This is a genomic window from Morganella morganii, from assembly GCF_019242955.1.
GTDB classification, from domain to species: domain Bacteria; phylum Pseudomonadota; class Gammaproteobacteria; order Enterobacterales; family Enterobacteriaceae; genus Morganella; species Morganella sibonii.
In genome coordinates, this window is sequence record NZ_CP066129.1 from 1,608,704 (window position 1) to 1,634,273 (window position 25,570).

The following is a 25,570-nucleotide window of genomic DNA, read 5'->3' on the forward strand; positions in this document are numbered from 1 at the left end:
ATGGCAATGAATGCACAGCACAAGCGGGTAAATAAAAACCGCGTCAGTATTACGTATGATGTTGAAGTAAACGGGGAATCAGAAAACCGGGAGCTGCCGTTTGTCGTCGGGGTGGTCGGTGATTTCTCCGGCCACAAACCGGCGGATAAAAAATGTGCGCCGGAAGACCGGGAATTTACCGGTATTGATAACGACAATTTTAATGATGTGATGGCGCAGGTAAACCCGGAACTGACCTTTAATGTCACCAATACACTCAGTGATGACGGCAGTGAATTTCCGGTTGAACTCTCTTTTACCTCGATGGCGGATTTCCATCCGGAAAATCTGGTTAATCAGATTGCACCGCTTAAATCGCTGGTTGAAACCCGTAATCAGTTGAAAACGCTGCTCAGCAAAGCAGACCGCTCCCGTGATCTGGAGCAGTTGCTCAAAGAAATCCTGCAAAACACTGAAGCGCTGAGTTCGCTTTCCTCCGAGCTGGCTGTACAGGAGGAACGCTGATGAGCGACACCCTGCAGCAACAGGCGGCAGCATCACAGAGCACGGCGGAACTCAGTTTTCTGGATCGCGCAGTGCAGGCCACCGTGCAGACGCCGCCGGATACCACCCGTGATCTGATGACCGCGCTGACCCGTCAGGCCATGGCGGGCACCGTGAGCTGGGACAAAAACCTGACGCTCACGCTGCGTAAAGCTATCGCTATGATTGATAAACAGATTTCAGCACAATTATCCGAAGTGATGACCGCTCCGGATTTCCGGCGGCTGGAGGGCAGCTGGCTGGGGCTGCATAAGCTGGTCAGGGAAAGTGACCCCGGCGCTGATCTGAAAATCCGTATGGCGGATTACACCAAAACCGAGCTGCTGCAACAGTTTGAGAATGCACCGGCGATTGATCGCAGCCCGTTTTTTAACTGTGTTTATCAGGCGGAGTTTGGTACCGCGGGCGGTCAGCCGTACGGGGTGCTGCTCGGGGATTTTGAATTTGGCTACGGTGATGAGGATGTGGCGCTGCTGCGTTACATCGGCGAAGTGGCCAGTGCCTCACATGCGCCGTTTGTGGCGGCGGCGGGGCAGTCGATGTTTGATTTTCAGTCAGTGACCCAATTTGCAGACGGCAAACCGGTGGCCGCCGGGTTTGATGCTCCCGCGTATGCCTCGTGGAATGCATTCCGCTCCTCCGATGAATCCCGTTATGTGGCACTGACACTGCCGAAAACCCTGGCGCGTCAGCCTTACGGCACCGGCGGAAAAAGTATCAGCGGATTTGAGTTTGAGGAATTACCGCAGCGGGCGGACGGCTCCGCTCACGTGTCGTCACAGGATCAGTTTGTCTGGAGCAATGCAGCCTATGCTTACGGGTTGCTGCTGACACAGGCTTACCGCCGCTTCGGCTGGTGTACTGCGGTGCGCGGGGCGGAGAATGGCGGCAAAGTGGATAATCTGCCGAATTATATTTACCGCAATGATGCCCGTGACGCCGTTCAGCTTTGCCCGGCACAGGTGAATCTCACCGATGAGCGGGAAAAAGAGCTCAGTGACCTCGGCTTTCTGCCGCTTGTGCATTACAAAAATGCTGCACACGGCGTATTTATGGGCGCGCAGACGGTACATAAACCGAAAATCTATACTGATCCGGCGGCGACAGCTAATGCGGCAATTTCAGCCAGACTGCCTTACGTCATGGCAAGCAGCCGTATCGCACAGTATCTGAAGGTGATTGGCCGTGACCGTGTCGGTTCAAATCTTTCGGCGGCGGATGTGGAAAAATCCCTCGATCGCTGGCTGCATCAGTATGTTAATCCCAATGCTATCGGTAATGAAGCCAAAGCCACGCATCCGCTGGCGGAAGCCAAAGTCACCGTGACAGATTTACCCGGCCGTCCCGGTATGTATGCGGCGGTGGCGTGGATCAGACCGTGGTTGCAGATGGAAGCGCTTACGGCTTCGCTGCGGATGGTGGCGGATATTCCGGGCGGGTAATACAGGATGTCACGGATGACGGATTTTCAGACTGCGCTGCATCAGGCGGCGGCCCGGCAGGATCACAGTCAGTTTTGTGCGCTGATACAGCACGCTGTTCACGGTATCGACCGGTTGTGCACCACTCAGCTGCAACAGGTGCTGCATCACCCGGATTTCTGCGCGCTGGAAGCCCGCTGGCGCAGTCTGCGTCATCTGACCGCCCTGGTCTCATCCCCCCGGCGGGTGGTTATCCGCCTGCTGGATCTCTCCTGGCCGCTGCTGGCCCGGGAGCTGAACACCGCCTTTGATATCCGTCATACCCTGTTATACCGCCTGCTGTATCAGCGTGAACTGAATACGGCGGGGGGATTGCCGTTCGGGCTGCTGCTGGTGGATCACCAGATGGTATTTACCGGCGGTGGTGAGTATGACGAGCTGTATACCGCCACCCGGCTGGCTGAGCTGGGAGAAGTGTCATTATGTCCGGTGATCACCGGTACTGACCCGCATTTTACCGGAGATGACCTGCACTGGTTCTCCGCGGATCACGACAGAATTTCCCGTATTCTGAACAGCCCGGATTACTGCCTGTGGCAAAAGTTACGTTGTCACGAACAAGCGCGCTTTCTTTATCTCGCGCTGCCGCGTTTTCTGCTGCGTTATCCACATAAAACACCCCGCTGCGGCTTTGTTTATCAGCCGGATAATCCGCATGGCGGGGAATTATGGGGCAATGCTGCCTGGCTGGTGGTGATGAATGTTATCCGTGAGTTTGAGCGGATCAGCTGGTTTGGCTTTTTGCGCAGTTATGACAGCGGCGGCACGCAGGGGGCGATAGTGGCTCCGCTGACAGGAGGAGATGCGCTTACGCCGCCGGAGATAGTCACGGAAACCGATCTGGCCTGCGAACAGGATAATTTCTGGGCAGAACAGGGGCTGACCGCCTGTACTTCACTGTATCTCAGCGGGCAGTACGGTTTTTTCAGTTATTACAGTGTCTGGCTGCCGCCGGAGCCCCGCTGGCGGCAACTGACCATGCTGCCGGTGAATCTGATGGCATGCCGGTTTGCGCATGCCATCCGGACGCAGATTCGCGACAAAATCGGCAATTTTGATTCCCCGGCTGCGTGTCAGCGTGCAGTGGAAAAATGGCTGAAACGTTATGTCAGCGATGTTGATTACGGCGAGGATGTCATTATGGCCGATTATCCGCTGCGCCGTGCGTCTGTCATCATGAGTGCGGATCCGGCGGACCCGGCGCGTTATCAGTGCCGTATCTGCCTGCAGCCGCAGTATCAGTACGATATCAGCGAGGCGAATGTGGATCTCACACTCTGGTTTTCCCGGCCGCAGGGAGAGGTGTTGTTATGAGCCTGCTCGAACGGCTGTGCCACGAAGCGGATGAGCCGCCGTATCAGCCCTGTACGGAACGGGCGGTTACGGCGCATCTGTACCGGATCATCAACGCCAGAGCACCGATCTGGCAGGACGGCAGGAAAGGCAGCGGTATCGCCGGGTTTGGTCAGAGCCATCTGCTGCGGGCGCAGGGAAAATTCCATCTCACGGCAATCACACAGGAAATCGAAAGTCTTATCCGCTGCTATGAGCCGCGCTTACAGCAGGTGAGTGTCAGCATCGTGCCGCATTCATACCGGCAGCATCAGATTCATTTTGAGATCACCGCACTGTACGGCGGCCGGGAAGTGTGTCTGCCGGTCTGTCTGGATTTTAATGCCGGACAACTGATAAACACGGAGGCCGCCGGTGCGTGACAACACACTATATTATTTTGAACAGCAGCGGCAGCAGCTGCTGGAGGGGCTGGATGCTTTCTGTCGTCAGCATCCGCATCAGGCGCAGTTGCTGGGGATCAGCAGACAGACGATTACCGATCCGCAACTGCGTGCGCTTCTCGATGGCGTGGCGTATCTGACGGGTCTGACGGCGCAGCAGCTGGATCTGACTGCGCCGCAGCTGACAGAAACACTTGTCCGTACTGTGTTTCCGGACTACCTGCGCCCGGTGCCTGCGCTGCTGCCGGTGGTATTCACACCGCAGGCGGCGGCACAGGTGCAGACGCTGGCGGCGGATACACCGTTCACCACCCTGAATGCCGCCGGGGATACCATACACTGGCGGACACAGCAGCCGCTGACGCTGACGCCGCTGGCAATAACCGGACACCGGTTTATTCCGCAGGCGGTGATCTATCCGGAGCAGGGGGAGAGCCGTACCGCAGCCTGTTCCCTGCAACTGACTTTTTCGGTGACCGTGCCGGGGCTCCCGGTATCAGAACTGAATCTGACCTCTCTGACGCTGCATTTTACCGGCGACGGCGAGCTTCCCTGGCTGATTGATGATGCTGTTCACCGTCAGTGTGCCGCCATCCGGCTGAATGCCGGGGAAACAGAGATGTTTTTACCGCCGCAGGCGTGTCAGCGATTACCGCTGACTCAGCGTACGGAAGCGGAAGATAATGTGCAGGCACTGTTATATGACGCGCTGTGGTATCCGGAACAGGCGGCAGGCACGGTGATATCACCGGCGGATTCACTGCAGCAGTGCAGCGGGCAGGAGTTCACACTGACATTTATTTTCCGCGACATGCTGCCGGAACCGGCACGCTTTGCCCGCAATGACAGCATCGTGCTGTTCCGTGCTGTGCTGATAAACTGCTTTGAACATCAGAGTGAGCCGTTACGGGTATCGCCGGACACCAATCCGCATCCGCTGTGTGCAGATACCCGGGCGGATGTGCTTTTGTATTCAGCGGACGCGGTGACGGATATCACCACACTGCCTGCCCGGCCGGTGCCGCAGCTGTACCATCAGCCGGTTACACAGCACTCTGCCTGCTGCTGGCAGCCGGTGTGCGGTGCGGCAGGAGATGTGACACATCTTAACTGCCTGTTATCTGATGAAGACAGCGGGGAGGGGCATGCACGGCTCTGGGTTGTGCGCGGACGCGGGACTCAGGGAGCGCTGGCAGAGACAGCGGCCGGAGAACCGGTCACACCGCAGCAGGCTGATCCGCTGACCTATCACGTTGTTGCCGCTCAGCGGGCAATGCAGCTTCCTCTGCCGGTGCAGCCGGATCCGTGCGCGCTCTTTTTACGGCTCCGGCAGACCCGGCTGACGGATCTTACTGATTCACCGCACGGTGCCGCACCACTCAAAGCCCTGTTGTCGCTGTATGACCGGCAGAATTCACCGGTGATCACCGCGCTGATTGCCGCCATTGAAGAGGTCACATCCTCACCCGGCGTGACTGTCCGTTTTTATCATCACCTTCCGCTGACGATTCCGGGGCGGCATATTACCGTCACACTGGCACACAACACGCCCGTGTCAGGAACGGCCTTCTTTGCCGCACTGCTGGAAGCACTTTTCTCCGCACTGAGTCATGACCATGAATTTATTCAGCTCATACTGCGCCGCCGTAATGACCGTGGTGCGGCATATCACGGCCCGGTAAGGATCGCTGATGAGCCGTTCTGATCCCCCCGGCCTGCTCGGTACCGGTGGTGTGCTGCCGCGTTATATTACCGGCCCGGTGGCGGAATATGCACAGGCTCACCAGCAGACCGCCCCGCAGGATTTTTTTCTGGTTTTTGATGCGGTCTGCCGCCGGTTACAGCAGACGGCAGACCGGCAGCACGGCGGACAATCCGCTGCTGCGGAATTACCGCTGACAACGCTGATACAGACATTGCTGCCGGAAGCGGCTGTCTGTTACCCGGCAGCGGCGCAGGTATGGGGCGGCAATACCCGGCTGCGGGCACTGAACAGGACAGTATCGGCTTTTTTTGCCTGCCGCACAGAATTTCAGTACGCCCCGCCTGTCCGTATGCCGTATCACCCGCCTGCCGGTACCGGAAACCGCCTCGGCGGCGGTGCGCTGGCAGGCACGCACTGCTATCTGCGGAATGCGCATCTGCAGGTACATGTATTTACTGATCCGCTGCAACCCCGCGACAGCTGGCAGACCGGCGGAGAATATCACCATTATCTCGGATTATTTATCCGTACCTTTTTCCGCCGTCCGCTGACGTTTGACGTTATTTTCCGGACAGATAACACACAGATGATGCCTGCACAACTTGCTGCTGCCGCATTACGGCTGGGACGAAATACCCGGCTCTGACAAGGAACCGCTATGCTGACTATCGATTTACATCAACTTATCCGGCGGTTATCGCCGCCGCTGGTGACGGCACTGGAGGATGCGGCGCAGGAGTGTGTCCGCCGTCATCACCGGGCGGTCACACCGCTGCACTGGCTGCTGATGATCGCCGCCTGCCGTGATCTGAACTGGTGTGAGGCACCGGCAGATAATGCGGCACTGCAATACAGCCTGAATGATGCACTGGCGCTGCTGCCGCAGGCGGCGGATGCGTCCCCGGTGTTTGCCCCGGAACTGACAGAACTGATGAAACAGCTCTGGCTGCATGTCTCGCTGAATCAGGGCGGGCAGCAGATCAGTGATATTCATCTGTTACAACTGCTGCGGCAGACAGCGTGCAGCGGTATTCCGCCTGCGGTGACGGCATGGGCACAATCCGTGGACGCACAGTGGCTGGCGCGGCAGATAACGGCATTGCCGCCGGGCGCCGTTCCGGTGGCACAGGACAGCCACGGAACAACACTGCTGGAGACGTACGCCCGCGATCTGACGGCTTTGGCGCGGGCGGGAAAACTCGACCCGGTGATTGGCCGTGACAGTGAAATCCGTCAGATTCTGGATATTTTCTGCCGCCGCCGTCAGAACAGCCCGATTATGGTCGGCGAGGCAGGTGTGGGAAAAACCGCCATTGCGGAAGGCCTGGCGCAGCAGATCAGTGACGGCAATGTGCCGGAGCGTCTGCGCGGCTGCGAAGTCTGGGAGCTGGATCTGACAGCATTACAGGCGGGTGCCGCTATGAAAGGGGAATTTGAGCAGCGGCTGAAAAACCTGCTGGCGGAGATCCGCACCGGCAGCACAGAAAAAATCATTTTTATTGATGAAGCCCATACCCTGATCGGTGCAGGCGGCACAGCGGGTCAGGGGGATGCGGCCAACATCCTCAAACCGGCGCTGGCACGCGGTGAATTCAGAGCGCTGGCTGCAACCACCTGGTCCGAATACAAACAGTTTATTGAGCCGGATCCCGCGCTGACGCGGCGTTTCCAGCCGGTAAAAATCGCTCCGCCGGATGAGGCCACCACGCTGACCATCCTCAATACCCTGAAACCGGTACTGGAACAGCATCATGGCCTGCCGGTGACGGAAGCTGCCTGTGAAGCGGCGGTACGGCTTTCTGTCCGTTATCTGCCGGAGCGGCAACTGCCCGATAAAGCGATCAGTCTGCTGGATACCGCCTGCGCCGGGTTATCGGTTGCACGCTCCGTCACTCCGGAAAGTGCGGCAGATGCCGTGAATGACCATCATATTGCGGAGGTTATTGCGCTGTGGACGGGCATTCCGGCCGGGCATCTGGCCGCGGATGACATTTCCCGGCTGAGCCGCCTGGAAGAAAAAGTGGCGGAACGGGTGATCGGCCAGACCGCGCCGGTTGCGGCGGTGGCACAGGCTATCCGCATTGCCCGCAGTGGTCTGAATAACCCGCTGCGGCCGCAGGGGGTATTTCTGATGTGCGGCCCGGGCGGTACCGGCAAAACCGAAACTGCTCTGGCACTCTGTGAGGCGCTCTGCGGCGACGAACGGCGGATGGTCACACTGAATATGACGGAGTTTAAAGAGCCGCACAAAGTCTCCATGCTGCTGGGTGCCCCGGCGGGCTATACCGGCTACGGCAAAGGCGGTGTGCTGACCGAAGCCGTGCGCCGTAATCCGTACACTATCCTGCTGCTTGATGAGATGGAAAAAGCGCATCCGGCCATTCATGACGTGTTTTATCAGATTTTCGACAAAGGCCGTATCGCTGACAGTGAAGGGCGGGAAATCGATTTTCGTCACACGATCATCATTATGACCAGCAATGCGGCGGAAGAAGAGATTGCGGCGCACTGCCGTGATGAGCGTCCGGGTACAGCCGGACTGGTGCAGTTGATCTTCCCGGCACTGCTGCGTCATTTCCGGCCGTCGTTTCTCGGCCGCACCACCATTATCCCGTACTACCCGCTCAATGACACGGAAATGGCGGCGATTGCCCGGCTGTCACTGGAACGGGTGGGTAAACGCATTCAGGAAACCTATCAGTGCGCGTTTGATTATTCAGATGAATTAGTCACTTATCTGTTGTCACTGCCTTATTCAGCAGAAACCGGCGCAAGAGCGGTTGAGCAGGGGATTACGGGTAAACTTCTGCCGCAGATTGCCGAAGCCTGTATTGAAAAACGCAGACAGCAGACTGCCATTACCCGGGTTTCATTATCAGTGACTGATAATAACCCCGTTGTTTCTATTGATTAACATCAGGATCACCGCTATGTCATTGACGATTCGGATAGTCAGCGCGCCGGAGAATAACCCTCTGTCACAATACTGTTTTGACGGCAGAGACGGCACTATCGGGCGTGATGCTCAGGCCGATATTGTGCTGGATGACCCGCATTCCCGTATTGAGGATATTCACGCCACACTCCGCTGCACTGCCGCCGGTTATATTCTGACCGATACCAGCCGTGACGGCGTGTTTATCAATAACCGGCACGATGCGCTGGGTCATGGCACGGACTATCTGTTACAGGACGGCGACATGCTGGGGATCGGCGCTTTCCGGCTGCTGGTATCCTGTTTTTCCCCGCTGAGCCGGACACCGGAGCCGCTGAATACACAGGGCGAAGAAAATGCCCTGCGCAGCCTGTTCTCTCCGGCAGATGATAACACCTGTTTTGATGATGACCCGTTCCTCGGCACCGCGCCGGTGAAAAAACCGGCACCGCATGATATCCGTTACCATTTTTCAGCGGTGGCCAGACCGTACGGCAGCCCTGCACCGGTTGCAGAACCCGTACCGGAACCGGCGAGTGTTTCTGAACCGGCCGGTGTGCCTGTTCCTGAACCCGTTCCTGTGTTTACGGCGCCGCCGGAAGCTGTTTTGCCGCCGGTACTGGCCGGCGACAAACTGGTGCTGCTGCAATCACTGCTGCCGGAAATCAGCCGGGCACTGGACCTGGCGGCGGAAAAAATAATCCGTGATATTTCCCCTCAGCAGTTGGAAGCACTGCACCGTGACCAGAAAATTGCCGGAAAAATCGATTACTGGCAGACCTACAAGCGCTTCTTCAGCCAGCAGATCGCGGATGACCATCTGAAAACCAAACTGACAGATTATTTCCGCAGTGAATTTTACACCCAAATTATTCAGTCATCATGAAACGACGTATCTATCTGTTTATTTTTATTTTTTTATTTTTCGGTCCGGTGTCCTGCCGCTTCGGGACACCGCCGGATACCGGTCTGTTACGTGTGGTGATCCGGGCGCATGAAAACAGTAACCCGAATGCGGATAACCGCCCGGCGCCGGTTGTGCTGCGGATCTACCAGCTCAGCAGCGATGAAATCTTTCAGCGTGAACGCTTTATGCCGCTGTGGCAGCAGGATCAGAGGTTACTCAAAGAACAGCTGCTGGCCAGAAAGGTGACGGCGCCGGTCTATCCCGGCGGTCTGGAAACGCTGTTGCTGCAATTGCAGCCCGGTGTGACACATATCGGTGTGCTTGCCGGTTTCTCGGCGGCAGAGGCAGGTAACAAGCAGGTGATTGCGGTTCTTCCGCTGCCGGTGATGCAGATATCGCTGTTTCTGGATGGGCAGACATTGTCACTCTCAGCAGGGGGCAATGATGATTAATGAAACGGCCGGTATCTGGTGGCAGGAGGGGTTATTTCTCCAGCCGGAGCATTTTATCCAGGAAAGTCGTCTGCACAGCCATTGTCTGCGTGATGTGACACAACAGCTGAGCGGCGGTCTTGCCGGTTTTTCCCGGCTGGTGACAGATGAGTCCCTGACAGGGGCGGGAAAACTGACGCTGTTACAGGCACACGGTGTGATGCCGGACGGTACGCCGTTTATCACAGACACGCCGCTGAGTGTCAGTCTGGACGGACTGGCGGGGGATATGACGTTTCTGCTGACTCTGCCGCTGAGCAGTGCGCCGGATCGTTTTACCGCAAAACCGCTCAGCGTCAGTGAAAACCGGGAACCGCAGATGCGTGAACCGGTGATGACCAGTACCGCGCATCTGAATCTTCAGCTTAAATGTGCCTCACAGTGCCGTGAGGATGAAACCGGACTGACGGTTGCCCGGCTGCACTGCCGGGAGGGAGCCGGACACCCGCTGCCGGAGGCGGAATTTTGTGCGCCGTATCTGTTTGTGCAGGATAACCCGTGGCTGAGCCGCAGGGCAGAGGATATCCGGCTGCTGCTGGTACAGCGGCTTCAGCGGCTTTATAACGCTCCGGCCGGGGAAACGGCTTGTCTTCATTTACAACCGCTGCTGACACAACTGCAAAGTCTGGCGGCGGACGATCGTATCTTCTGCCGGGATTTTTACCGTTTCTGTCTGCATCTGCAATCCGTTTTATATGCGCTGGCCGCGACACCACCGCCTGAACCGCAACCGTGGCGGAATGACGATCACGCCGGGCTGTTTACGCCCTGTATTCAGTCACTGAAGCACTTTCTTGCCTCGCAGACCCGGCAGCATATACAGCCGCTGAACTGGGATACCCGGCTGCTGACAACCCGGCGTTTACTGCGGCTTGCGCTGCCGGAATCCGCCTTTGCGGAGCAAAGCCGCCTGATCGTGGAATATGCGGATGACAGCGGCAGGCCGCCGGATGCAGGCCGGACAGCACGCCTGCTGAAACTGGCCGGAAACCGTCAGATAGCGGCCTGTGTGAATAACGGGCTGACCGGTATTCCGCTGCTGCATCTGAACAGCGTTCCGGAGGGGATCACAACACATCCGGGCGCAATTTATTTTGAACCGGATATCCGCAGCCCGCTGTGGGCGCAGATGGCACAGGACGACCCGGTTCTGGCGCTGCACATTGACGGCCAGCTGCCGCATGCCCGGCTGAATGCCATCCTGATAACCCGGAGGTAATACGTCATGGAGACAGGTTCCGTAACAACCGCAGAAGCCGGACATCCGGACACCGGACAAAATGTGCTGATCAGCGCAGGACAACCGCTGCTTCAGGCATTGATTATGCTGGTGCAGGGCGGGACTCCGCCGGATCTGACACTGTTCCGGCAGCAGATGTTACAGGGCGTGAGCCGGTTTTACCGGATTTGCGCCGCCCGTCAGCTGCATCCTTCCCTGATCGGAAAAAGTGCCTTTGTCTGGTGTGCCGCGCTGGATGAAGCGGTGCTGAGCACGTCGTGGGGAGCGGAATCGGTCTGGCAGGAACATACGCTGACCGGGGCGGTGTTTCAGAACCGGCGCGGCGGAGAGGACTTTTTCCGCTATCTGCACCTTGCGGTGCATAACCCCGTTCCGCTGCGGGATTTTCTCGAATTACAGTTTTATCTGTTATCACTCGGATTCCGCGGGGAATACCGCGCACGACCGGAAGCTCTGGCCGCCTGTTACAGCCGGTTGCGCCATATTCTGATCAGCAGCCGTCAGGACTCGCTGTCTGCGCCGCCGGGACGCTGTACCGTCCGGAACCGGCCTGCGAAATGTATTCTTCTGCCGCTGATTTTTTCCTGTTCACTGCTGCTGTGCGCAGCATTCCGGGCGGCGGCGGATTTCAGTTATCAGCAGTTATTACAGCAAGTGAGTGATGCGCTGACAGCCTTGTTCTGAACAACGGAGATTGGTGATGAAAATCAGAACCGCAATAATGTATGCGCTGGTGATCCTGCTGCTTACCGGACTGACCGCAACGGCCTGGTATTACTGGCTGACAGAGGGCGGCAGTGCACTTTTGCCGGTATTTGTGTCGCTGCTGAGTTTGTGTCTTGCGGTTTACGGACTGTTCAAAACTTCATGGCGGGCAGAGCCGGATGTGAAGCAGTTACAGCGGCAGCAACAGCGCCGTGAGCTGCGCCGGTACCTGTATCAGACACGCCGCCGTCTGCGCCGCAGCGGCGGGGCACCCCGGTGGGACAGGCGCCGCATCAGCACTTACTGGCTGCTGTGTGACGATCTGCCGCAGGCACAGGCGTTTATGCGTCAGCACGGGTTTACCCCGCTGGCGGAAGAGCAGGTGCCTTTCTGTTATCAGGCGGGTAATACCGTGATCCGTATCAGCACACCGGCGTGGCTCACCGGAGACGGCGGGCAGGAGAGTGCCCGGCACCTGGTGCGTCTGAATCCGTCTCAGCCGCTGCACGGTTTTATCTTATTGTCTCCGGCACCGGTACTTGCGGCGCTCAGTGATGAACAGGTGATTCAGTCCGGGCGGCAGCACCATGAAGCCTGTATCACATTTTCAGTTTTACTCGGATGCCGCCCGCCATTGCATCTGATGTTCCCGGGGCTCGGCAGTGTGCCTGCTCTGCGGCGCGGATTTGCCGATCCGCAGCGGGCACAGTTTTGTCACAGCACGGATTTCAGCCGTGAGCGGAAAGCGCTGCCCGATGCCCCGTTTGTACAGTTTACGGCGGATTTAATATTGTCATTACAACGGGAGCAATTCACCGGGCTGACAGACGGGCAGCCGGAACAGAATGCGGCCGTGCTGTCGTTCCCCGCACAACTGGAGGCACACCTTAACAGACAGACACAGTATGTGGCGGCCCTGCAGCACCAGCACACGGCGGGCACACGTCTGGTGATGTCATCGGCACTGTTGTGCGCGGCGGAATGCGGGGAACAGCATATCGCTACACCATTATTTGAACGGGTTATTCATGGCCGTGATGAAGTTATCTGTCCGGGGCGGGAACGGCGCAGACTGACGGGGTATTGTCTGGCGGTCAGCGTGTGTCTGGCGGGCACGGCCGCCGCCGGTGTGATGCAATGGCACCATTTTCAGGTACAGCAGGAGACTCTCAGCGAACACCTTGAATATCTGTCACGCATTGCACCGGCACCGGCCGGAGAACGGGTTCACCACCTGCATCTTTTACAGCCGGTGGTCACAGCGATCCGCCATGAGTATGAGCAGCGCTGGTTTTCATCCCCGTTTCTGCCGCTGTACCGCGATTATCAGCAGCAGATCCGCACGGTGTTATTTCCGCTGCTGGCTGCTGAGCGGGAGCAGCGTCTGCAACAGGCGGTGATATCATCTTCACCGCAGTTGTTACAGATTACCGGCGATTACCGGCAGTTGTTTGCGGATGACCACCGCGGAACAGATATCAGTGATGCTGACAGCGGTGACGATATTCTTTCTCTGCTGGATGATTATCCGGTTCAGCCGCTGACCCAAGAGGAACGCCGTTTATACAACGCCGCACTGGTGGCGCAGGCACGGCAGAAAGTGGCAGCATCTGATCCCGCGCAATGGATCTACCCGGTGCTGCGGGAGCAGTTTCTCCGGGAACATGGCACGGTGCCGCTGAACACCCTGTTTCCGGCGGATATCACACCACTGTTTCAGCCGGAACACCGGTTTTTATCGGTCCCGTATAACATGACCAAAGCCGGTTACACCGCCTGGCAGGCACAGTGGGAAGACCCGGATTTTCAGTCCCGGTTTGCGGATCTCCTGCAACAGTGGGCGGAGAATACACCGGTTGCACCGGAGAGTATCATCGCGCAAATCAGCCGTCAGTATGATGAGGAATATATCCGCTACTGGCAGCAGTTTTTGTTATCGCTGGCACCGCGTCATACCGGTTCACCGGAAGCACTGATCACGGCACTGCGGCTGACAGAACAACCGTTCAGTGACCCGGTGACGGCGCTGGTGCAGGGGATCAGCCGCAACACCACGTTTGCGGCGGCAAAACCCGGTACCGCACCGGATCTGAAATCCGGACAGCAGACTGCCTCATTACTGGGGATGAGCAAGCTCAGCAGTAAGCTGAGAAAAGCAGGGCGGCTGCAATCCGCATTCAGTCAATATAAAAAAACAGATGAACCGGCGGGGGGCAATATCAGCCGCGCGTTTTCCGCATGGCACGTATTACTGACCCCGGAGGGTATGCCGTCACCGGCGCTGGCTGCCCTGCAGCAATCGTCGGTATCTCTCCGGCAGTACTGGGAGCAGGGAATGGCCGGAGATGATCCGCAGGCATGGGGCTATCAGCAGGTAATGAAGAGCACGGAGCTGCCGGAGGCCGGGCCGGGAAATGTGCCGCCGGTACTGGAGACTTTGCTGCGGCAGTGGCAGCAGACGTCTGCACAGTTACAGTCCGGTCTGGCGGCACACTATCTTGACAGACAATGGCAGACCACCGTCTACCCGTTCTGGCGTGACCGGCTCGCCCCGTACTACCCGTTCAGCCACAATGCACAGGGCGTGAAACCGGATGATCTGCATACTTTTCTGACCCCCGGCGGAGTGATGGACACTTTTATGCAGTTATTGCCGCCGGATCACCACAACAATCCGCTGTATGCGGCACTGAAAAAGCCGGAAGCACAGACCGGACAGTTACGTCAGTTATTCTATGCGGATGCCCCCGCGGCGCTGAATATGCGGATCTCATTACGTCCGGTGGCGCTGACACCGCAATTATCGGGCATCCGGCTGGCACAGGGAAATGACACACTGCTCTACCAGCACGGCCCGTCGTTATGGCAGGATTTTTACTGGCCGCCTGCCGCAGATGCAGAGCCGCTGACAGCGGACTATTTCCGTCACGGCAAAGTCGTGTATTCCGCCTCTTATCCGGGGGAATGGGGACTGTTGCGCTGGCTGCTGACGGCACAGTCTCAGGGGCTTGCCGCATCACCGGAGAGTGTGGTCACGGAAAACGGTTATATGTTCCGGTTCCGCAGCCGGATCAACGGCAGAGCGGTATCGTCAGCCGCCGGACTGTTTGCGGATTATCATCTGCCGCCGTCACTGTTCAGCAGCGGTAATTCCGCTGAAAATCCACAAAATCCCGCTGACAGGTGAGGGCAGAACGCCGCCGTACTGTGGCACTCTGTGTACTCTGTCAGGCTGAATGATGAGTATTATGTTATGGAAAACTATGCCGGTCAGCCCCGTCCGCTTACCGTAACGCTGGATAACAGTGCACCGTATGTGGCGACCCGTCTGCATGCAAAGGAGTCGTTATCAGACGGCACATGGCTGGAAGTACATCTTCTGAGCCCGTCACCGCCGGATGAAGGGCTGCCGGGAAAAATGGCTGTGGTCACCTGTCGTGAACGGACATTTGCCGGATTGATACAACAAATTGAATGTGACGGTTTTCATCCGGATAAACAGCTCTATTTTTACCGTATTATTGCGGTTGATCCGCTGACCTTTCTCCGTCACGGACGTCAGCGGCGCTTATTTCAGAATCAGAACAGCAAAGGGCAGATCAGCACACTGCTCAATCTGCATCAGCTGACGGCATTTGTCCGTTTTTCTCTCAGCGGGGAGGGGGAGACCCGTCCCTGCGTGTGTCAGATGGATGAAAGTGACAGCGCCATGATCCGCCGGATAATGGCGGGGCAAGGCTGGTTCTGCCTGCGCAATCCCGGCAATATCACGCAGTGGACAATCACGGACGGATTACAGCATGTGCCGTCAGCCGGGGCGATTTCCGCCCGTCTTATCACACCGTTCCGCGACTGCCGCCGGGTCAGCAGCGGGGTATTCTCCGCAGAAAGCTGGTCACAGGAGCAGCATCACAGCCGCACTGACCGGCAGACACTCACCGGCAGCGGTACCACGCAACAGACACACTATTATGACGGCCAGCCTGCTGCGGCACGGTTTGCCTGTGAAGCTGCCGCCGCGGCCGCGCATTATTATGAGGCCGGGTCGGCGGTGATGACATTGTGTGCCGGTATGCGCTTCCGGATGAGTGACCATCCGGCGGGGGAATACAACGGCGAATATTATGTCAGCGATATCACGCACACCCTTGATTGCAGTGAAAGCAGCTGAAACCCGGTGTACAGCAATACATTCCGCTGTCATCAGGTCTGCACACCGTTCCGGCTGCCGCCGGTTTCCGCGCCCCGTTATGACGGTATTCAGGCGGCAACCGTCGTTGCCCGTGAAGGAGACGAAACCTGTTATGACGCTCAGGGGCGTGTCAAAGTCCGCTTTCACTGGGAAAGTAACGATCAGGACAGCGGATTATCTCAGGCCTGGCTGCCGGTACTTTCGCACAGCGCGGGTGCCGGGGCGGGGATTCAGTTTCTGCCGCGCGCCGGGGATGCGGTGGTGGTGCAGTTTCTCAACGGTGATCCGGATAAACCGGTGGTCACAGGCGCACTCTGGCATCAGAATCATGCCCGTCCTTTTTCCGGGCCGCTGACCGGCGGCATATACAGCCGCTCATCTCCGGCGGGTGCCGGGGGCGACGGCAATCAGCTGCGCTTTGAGGACAAACGGGATGAGGAGTGCCTGGCGCTGGCGGCACAGAAGGATTTACAGCTGACAGCCAACAATGACTGGACCAGTCTGATTAAAGGCAACATCCGCTGTGAAACAGAAAAAAAACCTGACCATCAGCAGCAAAGAAAATTCGCATCATCAGAGCGATAAACAATGGCAGCTGAAAGCGGCTGAGGGGATAACCCAGAACAGCGGAAAAAACCTGACATTACAGGCTGACAGCACCCTTTCGGGGGATGCAAAAACGATCACCTTATCCGCATCTCAGACCCTGACGCTGACGGCGGGCGGCAGCAAAATTGAGCTTTCCGCTTCCGGCATTACCATACAGGCTCCTCAGATTACCCTGAAAGGGAACGGCAAAATTGCACTCGACAGTGCGGTGCTGACTATGGCGGCACAGGCAAAAGCACAACTGAGCGGTGCGCTGGTGGAAATCAATGGTTCGGCAATGACAGAAGTCAAAGCCGGGGCAATGGTGCAAATCAGTGGTGCACTGACAAAAATTAATTAAGGAGCGGCGATGCTGAACAAAATGCCATACAGCAGCGTAATACCGGTGATGGAACACTATACCCCCTCCGGTGAGGCAACCGCGCTGGCAGCGCAATATCCTGATCCGGCTGATTTTCTGGGTGCGGCGCAACAGCAGGGACATTACGGTGATGCCGTCCTTTTTCTGGCACACGGCCTGCCGCTGAAAGAAGCACTCTGGTGGGGATACTGCTGTACACAGCAACTGACGGAGTGGAGCGAACCGGAGCGTGTTGTGCTGGACAGTGTCAGGCACTGGATCACCCGTTCCGGTGAATCAGAGCGTCGTGCCTGCGGTGAGGCGGCACAGCGGCAGGGATTATCCGCCGCCGCCGGCTGGCTGGCACAGGCAGTTTTCTGGAGTACCGGCAGCATGCTGGATGCAGAACAGCCGCCGTTACCGGCACCGCCGTTTTTATATGCACAGGCGCTGAGCGGTGCGGTAAACCTGATGGCGGTGATGCCTGATGGCGCGCACCTTGCGGAACGTTACCGGATCTTTCTGGCACACGGGCTGGCGATTGCCCGCGGAGATAAACAATGAAACCGGCGGCCAGAAGCGGCGATATGCATCTGTGCCCGGCACAAACACCTCCGGTACCGGTTCCGCATGTCGGCGGCCCGGTACTGCCCGCACCGGCGACCGTACTGACCGGAGGCTTACCGGCGGCGACGCTGGGACAGATGTGTCTCTGTATTGGCGTGCCTGACAGTATCATCACCGGCAGCATGACCGTTCTTATTAACAATAAACCTGCCGCCCGTCTGGGTGACAGTACGGCACACGGCGGCATCATTGTCTCCGGAATGCCGTCAGTACTGATCGGCGGCTAGTCTGACTCCAACAATAAAAAGGGAATTTTATGGCAATATCGGCAGCAGATATCAATACGGGTCTCGGATATACCAATACGGTACTGGGATACGCATCATCAGTGACGGCGATACCGCTCACTGCACTGGATGAAAAAATCATGGCCGCAGAGCGCACCAAAATTGCGCAATCGGTGAAGAAAATGTATGCGACCTATATTTCTCAGGCACTGAGCATCAGAACGCATACCGCAGTGATGGTCGGTACGGACAGCACACAACGCACACACCTCGACAGAGACGTGATCGGCGGAAAAAGTCTGCTGGAGGAAACGGCGGATTACTATGAAAAAGGCCGCAGTCAGAGCACTTACCGGATTATGCGTAAAATGGCGGATATGGGACGTGATAAGCTGAAAAAAAATCTGACCTCCGGGCTGACCGCGCCGCTGGCCTTTATCCCTGACGGCGGGATCAGTAAAATGGTCGCATCCTGTGCACTGACTGTAATGGCGCAGGGAAAAGCGATCCGCCGTGGCCGCAAAATGAAACATTATCTGCATGACAAGAAGGGCGTTGCAGCGGAAATCGGCGAAACTGAAGCACAACGTAAATCCGCCAAATGGAGCTGCAAAACCCTCAGCGGTCTCGGCGGTGATTTACAGCGCAATCTCTATAAGCTGAAACAGTCGGTAGTGGTGCTGCAAAACCGCGGACAAAGTACTCAGCAGCGGATTGAACTGCTGAACAGCCACAGTCACAACCATCTCGGCAGTCATGATTTATCCGTGATCCGCGGAGAACTGACAGACCTGGCGATGAGTTTTCATGAAAGCCTGCATTATGTCGAAAAAGTCACCAATATGTGTACATTGCTGGATGCCGCGAGTTGTGAAATCAAAGCGCATATGGCGAATATGCTGGAATTACTGGAAGCGACAGAATCCACTCTGATGTCGCAGGGGGATAATTTCTTCCGCTGAATCTGACAACCGGCGCTGTAGTGTAAAAGACAGTACGGCGCCGGTATTTTCCGTTATGCTGTAACCGTCTTAATTACTGTCTGAGAGTGTAATGGAAACGGATGATCGCCTGCGCTGTCTGAAAGCGAGGTTACAGTTCCACACCGCAGAGCGCTGCGGCGGGTGGGATACGGATGTTCCGGGGCTGGCACTGTGCCGGTGGACCGCGCCGGCGGAGGCGCAAACCTGGACTTACGAACCGGGTATCGCACTCGCGGTTCAGGGGGCAAAACGGATCACGCTCGGGGATCACACCTATTGTTACCGTGCCGGGGATGTGCTGCTGACATCCGTGGATATCCCTGCTATCGCGCAGGTCTGTGAGGCATCAGAACAGGCACCGTTTCTGGCGCTGCTGGTCAGCCTTAATCTCAGCGATCTTCCTGCACTGTTGCAGGAAAGCGGCTTCCGGCTGCTCTCCTCAGCATCTGCCGTGCCGCAGGCAGTCTGTCCGGTCACAGAAGACCTGCTCAGTGCGGTCTGCCGCCTGGTGGCACTGCTGGAAAAACCGGATGATATTCCGGTAATGGCGCCGCTGATCCACAAAGAAATTCTCTATTACCTGCTGAAAAGCGGCCAGGGGGCGCGGCTTCAGCTGATGGCTTCCCATAATAAACAGTGCCGTCAGATAAGCAGCGTACTGAACTACCTGAAAGCGCATTTTGATCAGCCGGTATCGGTTGAAATGCTCTGCCGACATGCACAGATGAGTGAATCCTCCTTTCACCGCCACTTCCGCCGGGTGACCCGGATGAGTCCGCTGCAATACCAGAAATGGCTGAGGCTCAATGAAGCCCGGCGTCTGCTGCTGGTGGAATCTGCGGATGCATCAGAAGCGGCTTTCCGCGTCGGGTATGAAAGCGCCTCACAGTTTAACCGTGAATATCGCCGGTTGTTCGGGCTGCCGCCGGGTCAGGATAAAAAACGGGTTCTGATCTGATTTGCGTATGGATTTTGCGCAAAATGACAGGATCAGGCAAATATCAGAGCGGACAGGCTAACGTATTTGCAGAGTGAGCCGGTTAGGATAACGATATTAACGGCATCATTACTGAGCAGGTAACACAATGAAAAATATCTTTATTATTAATGGTTCAAAAGAGTTCGGTGGTTCTGACGGCAAACTGAATGATCACATGACAGACATCGCCCGCCGCCATCTGACAGAAAAAGGCATGAATGTCCGCGTCACCCGTATTGATGATGGTTATGATGACGAGCAGGAAGTGCTGAACTACCTGTGGGCGGATGTGATTATTTACCAGATGCCGGCCTGGTGGATGGAAGGGCCGTGGATTGTGAAAAAATATATCGATGAGGTCTTTACACAATCTGATGACCGTTTTCATATTAATGACGGGCGCAGCCGCCGTGACAGCAGTAAAAAATACGGTTCCGGCGGTGTGCTGACAGATAAAAAGTATATGTTATCGGTGACCTGGAACGCACCGCAGGACGCGTTTGAGGATGAAAATCAGTTTTTTGAGGGGCGGGGTATCGACAGTGTGTATTTCCCGTTGCATAAAACCAATCAGTTTACCGGGATGACATCACTGCCGACATTTGCCTGTTTCGACGTGGTTAAAGATCCGCATATTGATGAGGATATCCGCCGCTATCTCGCCCATCTGGATGCGAATATCGCGGCCTGAATCCTCAGCGTGCCACTGATGCCAGACGCAGCCCGAGCGCAATAAAGGTGGTGCCGACCAGACGGTCAATCCAGTAATGTGCTTTCGGGCTGCCGGAAATCCGCGCGGCCAGTGTTCCGGCAATCAGAGCCAGTATGGTATCGGTGCAGAACCCGAGCAGGGCATAGGTTGCACCGAGCAGCAGAAAAGATTCTGCATAGTAACCTCCGCCAACCGCAATAAACTGCGGGAAAAAGGCAATAAAAAACAGCAGTACTTTCGGGTTGGTCAGCGTGGTGATAAATCCGCGGATCAGAATCGATTTTGCTGCTGCTTTCTGAATCACCACGTCTTTATCTTCATCCGCAGATTGCCCGCGTTTTCTGAGTGTGCCGAGGATCATTTTGACACCGAGAAATGCCAGGTAAAGCGCACCGAGATACTTAATCACCGTAAACAGTGTCGGCGACGCGGCAATAATCGCCCCCAGCCCGACCGCCCCTGCAATCGCATGCACGCTGCTGCCGAGCATCACACCCAGTGCGGACAAAATACCGGCTTTGCGGCCGTTAGCCAGACTTTGTCCCAAAACATAGGCAATATCCGGTCCCGGGGTTACTGCAAAGATAAACACAGACAGTAAAAACAGCGGGTAATGGATAATATCCAGCATGCGACAGCCCTCCGGGGTCAGAGAAAACGTTATATTATGGAAGATATAATGCCATTAAGTATGATCCTCTGGCAAATGACATTTTTGCCGGTTTTTTGTATGCATTTATTGATAAGCTGAATCATATAAACTTGTTTAATATTTATAATGAATTACTCACTTTATTATCAACCCGGTACAAAAGACAGGCGGAAAAAGAGTACGCATCAAAAGAGTGTTTCCGGATGGCAGATAGTGTAACAAAACGTAAAAGCACGGCTTTACATCAGACAAAGTGTATTATACTCAGCTGCACTAATGGAATCGAATCATCGATTAATTAGCTGAATTAAAAGATGATATTTTGATTTTTACCTTATTTTTGTTGTGGATATCACCAGATATCTGCGAGCTTATTTTTCTTTGTAAATGATAATTATCTGATATTCATCACTGTACGCGGTTTCTGCGGATAATTAACAATAACAGTCTGACACCCGCAGTTTTTGACAATAACGGCAGTGATTAATCGGAATTTCTTATCAACAGGCAACCGGAACAATCCGGCAGCCGGACGCTATATGTGACGCCGGAAAAAACAGATTCCGGGGATTACAATCCGCAGGAGAATGCAGTTGAAACGCCTATTTTTCAGACAACGGCGACGCCGTTTACTCATTACATTACTTATCTTCCTGATTATCATGGCAGGTTACGGAATATACAATGCCATCAGGATGAAAGCTGACGGTGTGGAGGAACATTACACACACCGGGGAGAGATTAAACAATACGCCCTCCGGGACGGCAGCCAGCTGAAGCTGGATACCGAGTCACGTGCTGTGGTGGCCTATGATAACAGCAGCCGTGTGGTAAAACTGCTGTCCGGCCGTGCGCGTTTTGCTGTCAGCGAAAATAATGAGGAGCAGCGCCCGTTCCGGGTCTCTGCCAATGGTGTCCGTGTGGAGTCCGGCAACGGTAACTTTGTGGTGGATATTGCGGATAACAAAGTCTCTGTCTGCCCGCTGGATAAAACGGTCACTACCTTTTTTAACGGCAAAACTGAAACTGTGGGGCCGGGACAACGTCTGGAAATTCTGCCGGAAGGCCGGGCTAAAGTATTTCAGCGTAAATATACCGATATTGACTGGTTATCCGGTTCACTGGTGCTGAATAAGATTCCGCTGTCAGAAGCGATTGAAATGATTAACAGCTATCGCGCGGTGCCGGTGGTACTGCTGGATAATGATAAGCAGAATATTGTTGTTGACCGTGTCCTGGATCTCAGCCGTCTGGATGAGGAAGTGGAGGAAATGATGCTCTCTCTCGGTCTGACCCGTGAATCACTGCCGGGTTCAGAGGCTTACCGCTGAGTTGCCTGTCCGGCGATAAGATTTGACTGTCCGGCAACAGCAGCGGTAGTGTATCACCGTTATAATGAGGTGAAAGATTCTCATTATTAACCGTTGTACAGCAGACAGAGAGCGCTATGACATCAGCAGAAATTGAATGGGCCGATTTTGAAAAAGTGGAACTGCGGGTCGGTGTGATACTGACCGCAGAATTAAACCCGAAAGCCCGTAAGCCTGCCTTTATCTTCACCGTGGACTTCGGTGAGTTCGGTGTGAAAACCTCCAGCGCACAGGTAACTGTGTTATATAAACCGGAAGAATTAATCGGACGTCAGGTATTATGCGTATGCAATTTTGCCCCGAAACGGGTGGCAGGCGTAAAATCTGAAGTGCTGATCACCGGTGCCGCCAATGCGGACGGGGATATCGTTATTGCGGAATTTTCCCTGCCTGTACCGGCGGGTCACCGGCTGATGTAATACACTGCCGTCTGTCGTTTTCCGCAAGCCGGGCTCAATATCCCATGAAACGACCTGTTATTGCATTACGTACTTATCAGCACGAGATCCTGGAACACAGTCATGATGATATGTGGCAGCTGGTGCTCGGCGGCAGCGGCGCAATGGAACTGACGGTCGGCAATGACAGCGGTTCGGTGGAGAAGGGACGGATGGCGGCGATCCCGCCGGGATATCATCATCGTTTCTGCGGTACCGGTCATAACCGGCAGGTGGTGCTCGAACTGCCTGCTGACAGCTTTTCCTTCGAAAACCTTGATTCTCTGTGGTCAGTCCTGCCTGATGCCACCCGTGCTTATGTGGACTGGCTTATCTGTTATCCGTCCATGATTGAGCAGCATCCGGAAAGTGCACGCATCCTGCTGGCAGAACAGCTCGTGTCTCAGTTACAGCCGGACGGGCAGGATCGGCGCTGGCTGCAAAAACTGACGCAACGGCTGACAGCCCGCCCGGATTATCCGTGGACGGTCAGTGAAATGGCTTCGTGCTGTGCGCTGTCGGCCAGTACACTGCAACGCCGCATGCTGACAGCAACCGGGAAGACACCGGCCGTTTTTCTGACAGAAATCCGCCTGCGCCGGGCACACCATCTTATCTGCCATACGTCGCTGGCTCTGCCGGAAATTGCGCTGCGTTGCGGCTACAGTACCCAATCCTCCCTGACCAGTGCGTTCCGCCGTTTTTACGGTGACACGCCGGGCAGTCTGCGCATAAAAAAAGGGTGAGCTTCGGCTCACCCTTTCTGTCTTTATATACTATCGCTGTCAGGCAGATTTGTTGTCTGCGCTTTGCAGCATTTTCCGCACCGGAACAATCAGCACACACAGTACCGCGGCACAGATAAGCAGGGCAACAGAAACGTGTGAGAAGAAGCCCGGCAGGTTCATCAGCTGATCCGGACGCACATTACCGCCCATGATACCGGCTGCGAGGTTACCCAGCGCACTGGCACAGAACCACAGACCCATCACCTGGCCGCGCATTTTCATCGGCGCCAGTAATGTCATGGTCGCCAGCCCAATCGGGCTCAGGCACAGTTCACCCAGCGTCAGCAGCAGGATACTGAAGGTCAGCCACATCGGTGACACACCGGCGCTGGTTTCAATTACACGCTCAGACGCCATCATCATCACAGCAAAACCACCCGCCGCAAACAGCACACCAAACATAAACTTGGTGATACTGCTCAGGTTCATATTACGGCGCGCCAGGGCAGGCCATAACCAGCTGAACACCGGAGCCAGCAGAATGATAAACAGGGCGTTGATGGACTGGAACCAGACTGTCGGGATCTCAAAACCGAACAGGTTGCGGTCAGTGTAATCTTTCGCGAACAGGTTGAATGACGTCGGTTTCTGTTCAAACGCAGACCAGAACAGGGCGGCGGTGACTAACAGAATAAAACAGACAAACAACCGGATGCGCTCACTGCTTTCCAGACCGGCAAACACAAACAGGTAGATGAAGTAGAGAATAACCATCCCGGAGATGAGGTAAACCATGTTGGTGGCAACCAGCATCGGGTTGAACGGGATAACACCGGTAGCGATCAGTGCTGTGACAACCGCGATAACCGCCGCTGCCAGACCGACCCACATACCGACATTTTTGCGCACGACAGTCGGGCGATCCCAGCTGGAATCCAGACCCACTTCACCGTCATACTGACGCATCAGCGGTACAGCATAGAAGCGGAAGACCAGCAGTGCCACTAACATACCCAGACCACCGATACCGAAGCCCCAGTGCCAGCCGAAGTTAGGTACTAACCAGCCGGTCGCCAGCGGCGCGATAAAGGAGCCCATGTTAATCCCCATATAGAACAGGGAAAAACCGCCGTCACGGCGTGTATCGTCCTGTTTGTACAGCGTACCGACCATCACCGTCACACAGGTTTTAAATAACCCGGTACCGATAACGATAAACAGCAGACCGACAAAGAACAGCTTTGGTGACCAGATTGCCGACAGGGCAATCGAGAGGTGACCCAGTGCAATGATAATGGAGCCGTACCAGACCGCCATGCGCTGTCCCAGCCAGTTATCCGCCAGCCAGCCGCCCGGCAGGGAGGTCAGGTAAATCGCACCGGCAAAAATACCGACGATAGCGGACGCCTGTTCACGCGGAATATCCATCCCGCCTTCATAGACGGTGGCTGCCATAAACAGGATAAGTAACGGACGAATACCGTAGAAGGAGAAGCGTTCCCACATCTCGGTAAAGAACAGAGAGCTCAGCGGGTAAGGGTGCCCGAAGAAAGTACGTTTTTTGTTTGTTGTTGATTGCATCTGTAATTTCCCAAAGGCTTATTCAGGGGAATAAGCCTGAAAATGGTAAGGATAAACAGTTCCTGTTAACAAAATGATACTTTTGCGTATCAATAAACATCCTGTCTTATTAAAGTATTATTAACATACTTATCGTGAATCGTATTCACTTAAAGCACGTTTTCTATTTTATAAACCATTTTTTAGATGAAATGTCGACAAAAATCTCATTTCACAAGACTTATTTATACAAAATGTGACAAGGTCTCTTGACAGAAGATGTGGATTATGAGGCTTTCGTATAATTATAAAATTATTTTAAAACAACAAGTTAAAGTTGACGGGTAACGGAAAGATGAAACTTCGGTAACAAATTGCTGACAGTGAAAAGTAAGCGGATGAAAACCGGCG

Annotated in this window: 25 protein-coding genes; 23 read left to right on the forward strand and 2 right to left on the reverse strand. The window is 55.5% G+C overall.

Translation table 11 applies throughout. The features are described from left to right. From tssB to JC793_RS07375, 20 genes are all read left to right on the forward strand, one after another. On the forward strand, positions 1 to 504 hold the full coding sequence (gene tssB / locus JC793_RS07280) for a type VI secretion system contractile sheath small subunit (protein WP_166707469.1): 504 nt from the start codon (positions 1 to 3) through the stop codon (positions 502 to 504). Continuing rightward, positions 504 to 1,985 carry a type VI secretion system contractile sheath large subunit gene (gene tssC, locus JC793_RS07285; RefSeq protein ID WP_218427982.1) on the forward strand — a complete coding sequence of 494 codons (1,482 nt, stop codon included), beginning with the start codon at positions 504 to 506 and terminating at the stop codon, positions 1,983 to 1,985. The genes tssB and tssC overlap by 1 nt, the downstream gene beginning before the upstream one ends. 15 nt (positions 1,986 to 2,000) lie before the next feature. Next, positions 2,001 to 3,338 carry a type VI secretion system contractile sheath domain-containing protein gene (locus JC793_RS07290; protein WP_218427983.1) on the forward strand — a complete coding sequence of 446 codons (1,338 nt, stop codon included), beginning with the start codon at positions 2,001 to 2,003 and terminating at the stop codon, positions 3,336 to 3,338. Next, the gene (locus JC793_RS07295; RefSeq protein ID WP_218427985.1) at positions 3,335 to 3,739 is read left to right on the forward strand and encodes a GPW/gp25 family protein; all 405 of its coding nucleotides are present in this window, start codon (positions 3,335 to 3,337) and stop codon (positions 3,737 to 3,739) included. The genes JC793_RS07290 and JC793_RS07295 overlap by 4 nt, the downstream gene beginning before the upstream one ends. Next, positions 3,732 to 5,465, forward strand: a complete 1,734-nt coding sequence (locus JC793_RS07300) for a type VI secretion system baseplate subunit TssF (RefSeq protein WP_218427987.1) — start codon at positions 3,732 to 3,734, stop codon at positions 5,463 to 5,465. Before JC793_RS07295 ends, JC793_RS07300 begins: the two co-directional genes overlap by 8 nt. Further along, the gene (locus JC793_RS07305) at positions 5,452 to 6,111 is read left to right on the forward strand and encodes a type VI secretion system baseplate subunit TssG (protein ID WP_218427989.1); all 660 of its coding nucleotides are present in this window, start codon (positions 5,452 to 5,454) and stop codon (positions 6,109 to 6,111) included. Before JC793_RS07300 ends, JC793_RS07305 begins: the two co-directional genes overlap by 14 nt. Before the next feature lie 12 nt (positions 6,112 to 6,123). Beyond that, positions 6,124 to 8,379: an AAA family ATPase gene (locus tag JC793_RS07310; protein ID WP_218427991.1), complete on the forward strand. Its 2,256-nt coding sequence runs from the start codon at positions 6,124 to 6,126 to the stop codon at positions 8,377 to 8,379. Between the two features lie 16 nt (positions 8,380 to 8,395). Then, the gene (locus JC793_RS07315) at positions 8,396 to 9,286 is read left to right on the forward strand and encodes an FHA domain-containing protein (RefSeq protein WP_166707476.1); all 891 of its coding nucleotides are present in this window, start codon (positions 8,396 to 8,398) and stop codon (positions 9,284 to 9,286) included. Further along, a complete protein-coding gene (gene tssJ, locus JC793_RS07320; protein ID WP_218427993.1) occupies positions 9,283 to 9,759 on the forward strand; it encodes a type VI secretion system lipoprotein TssJ in 477 nt (158 codons plus the stop codon). The genes JC793_RS07315 and tssJ overlap by 4 nt, the downstream gene beginning before the upstream one ends. Next, complete coding sequence (gene tssK, locus JC793_RS07325) at positions 9,749 to 11,017, forward strand: type VI secretion system baseplate subunit TssK (protein WP_218427995.1); 1,269 nt, start codon at positions 9,749 to 9,751, stop codon at positions 11,015 to 11,017. The genes tssJ and tssK overlap by 11 nt, the downstream gene beginning before the upstream one ends. Before the next feature lie 6 nt (positions 11,018 to 11,023). Then, positions 11,024 to 11,722 carry a type IVB secretion system protein IcmH/DotU gene (gene icmH / locus JC793_RS07330; protein ID WP_218427997.1) on the forward strand — a complete coding sequence of 233 codons (699 nt, stop codon included), beginning with the start codon at positions 11,024 to 11,026 and terminating at the stop codon, positions 11,720 to 11,722. Between the two features lie 16 nt (positions 11,723 to 11,738). Then, a complete protein-coding gene (locus JC793_RS07335) occupies positions 11,739 to 14,930 on the forward strand; it encodes an ImcF-related family protein (RefSeq protein ID WP_218427998.1) in 3,192 nt (1,063 codons plus the stop codon). A 66-nt stretch (positions 14,931 to 14,996) separates the two neighbouring features. Continuing rightward, positions 14,997 to 15,914: a contractile injection system protein, VgrG/Pvc8 family gene (locus JC793_RS07340; RefSeq protein ID WP_218428000.1), complete on the forward strand. Its 918-nt coding sequence runs from the start codon at positions 14,997 to 14,999 to the stop codon at positions 15,912 to 15,914. A 6-nt stretch (positions 15,915 to 15,920) separates the two neighbouring features. Continuing rightward, positions 15,921 to 16,520, forward strand: coding sequence for a type VI secretion system tip protein VgrG (vgrG, locus tag JC793_RS07345; RefSeq protein ID WP_218428002.1), 600 nt, complete (start codon positions 15,921 to 15,923; stop codon positions 16,518 to 16,520). Continuing rightward, positions 16,459 to 16,884, forward strand: coding sequence for a DUF2345 domain-containing protein (locus JC793_RS07350; protein WP_218410675.1), 426 nt, complete (start codon positions 16,459 to 16,461; stop codon positions 16,882 to 16,884). The genes vgrG and JC793_RS07350 overlap by 62 nt, the downstream gene beginning before the upstream one ends. A gap of 9 nt (positions 16,885 to 16,893) precedes the next feature. Continuing rightward, positions 16,894 to 17,448, forward strand: a complete 555-nt coding sequence (locus JC793_RS07355; RefSeq protein ID WP_218428004.1) for a DUF6931 family protein — start codon at positions 16,894 to 16,896, stop codon at positions 17,446 to 17,448. After that, positions 17,445 to 17,738, forward strand: a complete 294-nt coding sequence (locus JC793_RS07360; protein WP_112549798.1) for a PAAR domain-containing protein — start codon at positions 17,445 to 17,447, stop codon at positions 17,736 to 17,738. The genes JC793_RS07355 and JC793_RS07360 overlap by 4 nt, the downstream gene beginning before the upstream one ends. Before the next feature lie 29 nt (positions 17,739 to 17,767). Next, on the forward strand, positions 17,768 to 18,700 hold the full coding sequence (locus JC793_RS07365) for a hypothetical protein (RefSeq protein ID WP_218428006.1): 933 nt from the start codon (positions 17,768 to 17,770) through the stop codon (positions 18,698 to 18,700). 91 nt (positions 18,701 to 18,791) lie between these two features. Further along, positions 18,792 to 19,679: an AraC family transcriptional regulator gene (locus tag JC793_RS07370; protein ID WP_218428008.1), complete on the forward strand. Its 888-nt coding sequence runs from the start codon at positions 18,792 to 18,794 to the stop codon at positions 19,677 to 19,679. A gap of 127 nt (positions 19,680 to 19,806) precedes the next feature. Next, positions 19,807 to 20,391 carry an NAD(P)H-dependent oxidoreductase gene (locus tag JC793_RS07375; protein WP_046892463.1) on the forward strand — a complete coding sequence of 195 codons (585 nt, stop codon included), beginning with the start codon at positions 19,807 to 19,809 and terminating at the stop codon, positions 20,389 to 20,391. A gap of 4 nt (positions 20,392 to 20,395) precedes the next feature. On the opposite strand, the gene JC793_RS07380 is transcribed toward JC793_RS07375, so the two are convergent. Next, on the reverse strand, positions 20,396 to 21,043 hold the full coding sequence (locus JC793_RS07380) for a LysE family translocator (protein ID WP_046892462.1): 648 nt from the start codon (positions 21,041 to 21,043) through the stop codon (positions 20,396 to 20,398). Between the two features lie 614 nt (positions 21,044 to 21,657). Here JC793_RS07380 and JC793_RS07385 point away from each other — a divergent pair. From JC793_RS07385 to JC793_RS07395, 3 genes are all read left to right on the forward strand, one after another. Beyond that, positions 21,658 to 22,395: a FecR family protein gene (locus tag JC793_RS07385; protein ID WP_230058957.1), complete on the forward strand. Its 738-nt coding sequence runs from the start codon at positions 21,658 to 21,660 to the stop codon at positions 22,393 to 22,395. Between the two features lie 116 nt (positions 22,396 to 22,511). Continuing rightward, positions 22,512 to 22,853: a tRNA-binding protein gene (locus JC793_RS07390; RefSeq protein WP_046892460.1), complete on the forward strand. Its 342-nt coding sequence runs from the start codon at positions 22,512 to 22,514 to the stop codon at positions 22,851 to 22,853. A 44-nt stretch (positions 22,854 to 22,897) separates the two neighbouring features. Next, entirely contained in the window at positions 22,898 to 23,617 is a 720-nt protein-coding gene (locus JC793_RS07395; RefSeq protein WP_218428010.1) for a helix-turn-helix domain-containing protein, read from the forward strand. Positions 23,618 to 23,656: 39 nt separating this feature from the next. Here the strand turns inward: JC793_RS07395 and JC793_RS07400 are convergent, their stop codons facing one another. Next, entirely contained in the window at positions 23,657 to 25,180 is a 1,524-nt protein-coding gene (locus JC793_RS07400) for a peptide MFS transporter (RefSeq protein WP_052927354.1), read from the reverse strand. Positions 25,181 to 25,570: the final 390 nt, after the last annotated feature.

Bases quoted from the DNA above. Each gene is read 5' to 3' on its own strand.
- tssB (WP_166707469.1), top strand. From the start codon at position 1: ATGGCAATGAATGCACAGCACAAGCGGGTAAATAAAAACCGCGTCAGT.
- JC793_RS07310 (WP_218427991.1), top strand. From the start codon at position 6,124: ATGCTGACTATCGATTTACATCAACTTATCCGGCGGTTATCGCCGCCG.
- JC793_RS07400 (WP_052927354.1), bottom strand. From the start codon at position 25,180: ATGCAATCAACAACAAACAAAAAACGTACTTTCTTCGGGCACCCTTAC.
- JC793_RS07395 (WP_218428010.1), top strand. From the start codon at position 22,898: ATGAAACGACCTGTTATTGCATTACGTACTTATCAGCACGAGATCCTG.
- icmH (WP_218427997.1), top strand. From the start codon at position 11,024: ATGGAGACAGGTTCCGTAACAACCGCAGAAGCCGGACATCCGGACACC.
- JC793_RS07380 (WP_046892462.1), bottom strand. From the start codon at position 21,043: ATGCTGGATATTATCCATTACCCGCTGTTTTTACTGTCTGTGTTTATC.
- JC793_RS07315 (WP_166707476.1), top strand. From the start codon at position 8,396: ATGTCATTGACGATTCGGATAGTCAGCGCGCCGGAGAATAACCCTCTG.
- tssJ (WP_218427993.1), top strand. From the start codon at position 9,283: ATGAAACGACGTATCTATCTGTTTATTTTTATTTTTTTATTTTTCGGT.
- JC793_RS07335 (WP_218427998.1), top strand. From the start codon at position 11,739: ATGAAAATCAGAACCGCAATAATGTATGCGCTGGTGATCCTGCTGCTT.
- tssC (WP_218427982.1), top strand. From the start codon at position 504: ATGAGCGACACCCTGCAGCAACAGGCGGCAGCATCACAGAGCACGGCG.
- JC793_RS07375 (WP_046892463.1), top strand. From the start codon at position 19,807: ATGAAAAATATCTTTATTATTAATGGTTCAAAAGAGTTCGGTGGTTCT.
- JC793_RS07360 (WP_112549798.1), top strand. From the start codon at position 17,445: ATGAAACCGGCGGCCAGAAGCGGCGATATGCATCTGTGCCCGGCACAA.
- JC793_RS07370 (WP_218428008.1), top strand. From the start codon at position 18,792: ATGGAAACGGATGATCGCCTGCGCTGTCTGAAAGCGAGGTTACAGTTC.
- JC793_RS07355 (WP_218428004.1), top strand. From the start codon at position 16,894: ATGCTGAACAAAATGCCATACAGCAGCGTAATACCGGTGATGGAACAC.
- JC793_RS07340 (WP_218428000.1), top strand. From the start codon at position 14,997: ATGGAAAACTATGCCGGTCAGCCCCGTCCGCTTACCGTAACGCTGGAT.
- JC793_RS07305 (WP_218427989.1), top strand. From the start codon at position 5,452: ATGAGCCGTTCTGATCCCCCCGGCCTGCTCGGTACCGGTGGTGTGCTG.
- tssK (WP_218427995.1), top strand. From the start codon at position 9,749: ATGATGATTAATGAAACGGCCGGTATCTGGTGGCAGGAGGGGTTATTT.
- JC793_RS07295 (WP_218427985.1), top strand. From the start codon at position 3,335: ATGAGCCTGCTCGAACGGCTGTGCCACGAAGCGGATGAGCCGCCGTAT.
- JC793_RS07365 (WP_218428006.1), top strand. From the start codon at position 17,768: ATGGCAATATCGGCAGCAGATATCAATACGGGTCTCGGATATACCAAT.
- JC793_RS07390 (WP_046892460.1), top strand. From the start codon at position 22,512: ATGACATCAGCAGAAATTGAATGGGCCGATTTTGAAAAAGTGGAACTG.
- JC793_RS07290 (WP_218427983.1), top strand. From the start codon at position 2,001: ATGACGGATTTTCAGACTGCGCTGCATCAGGCGGCGGCCCGGCAGGAT.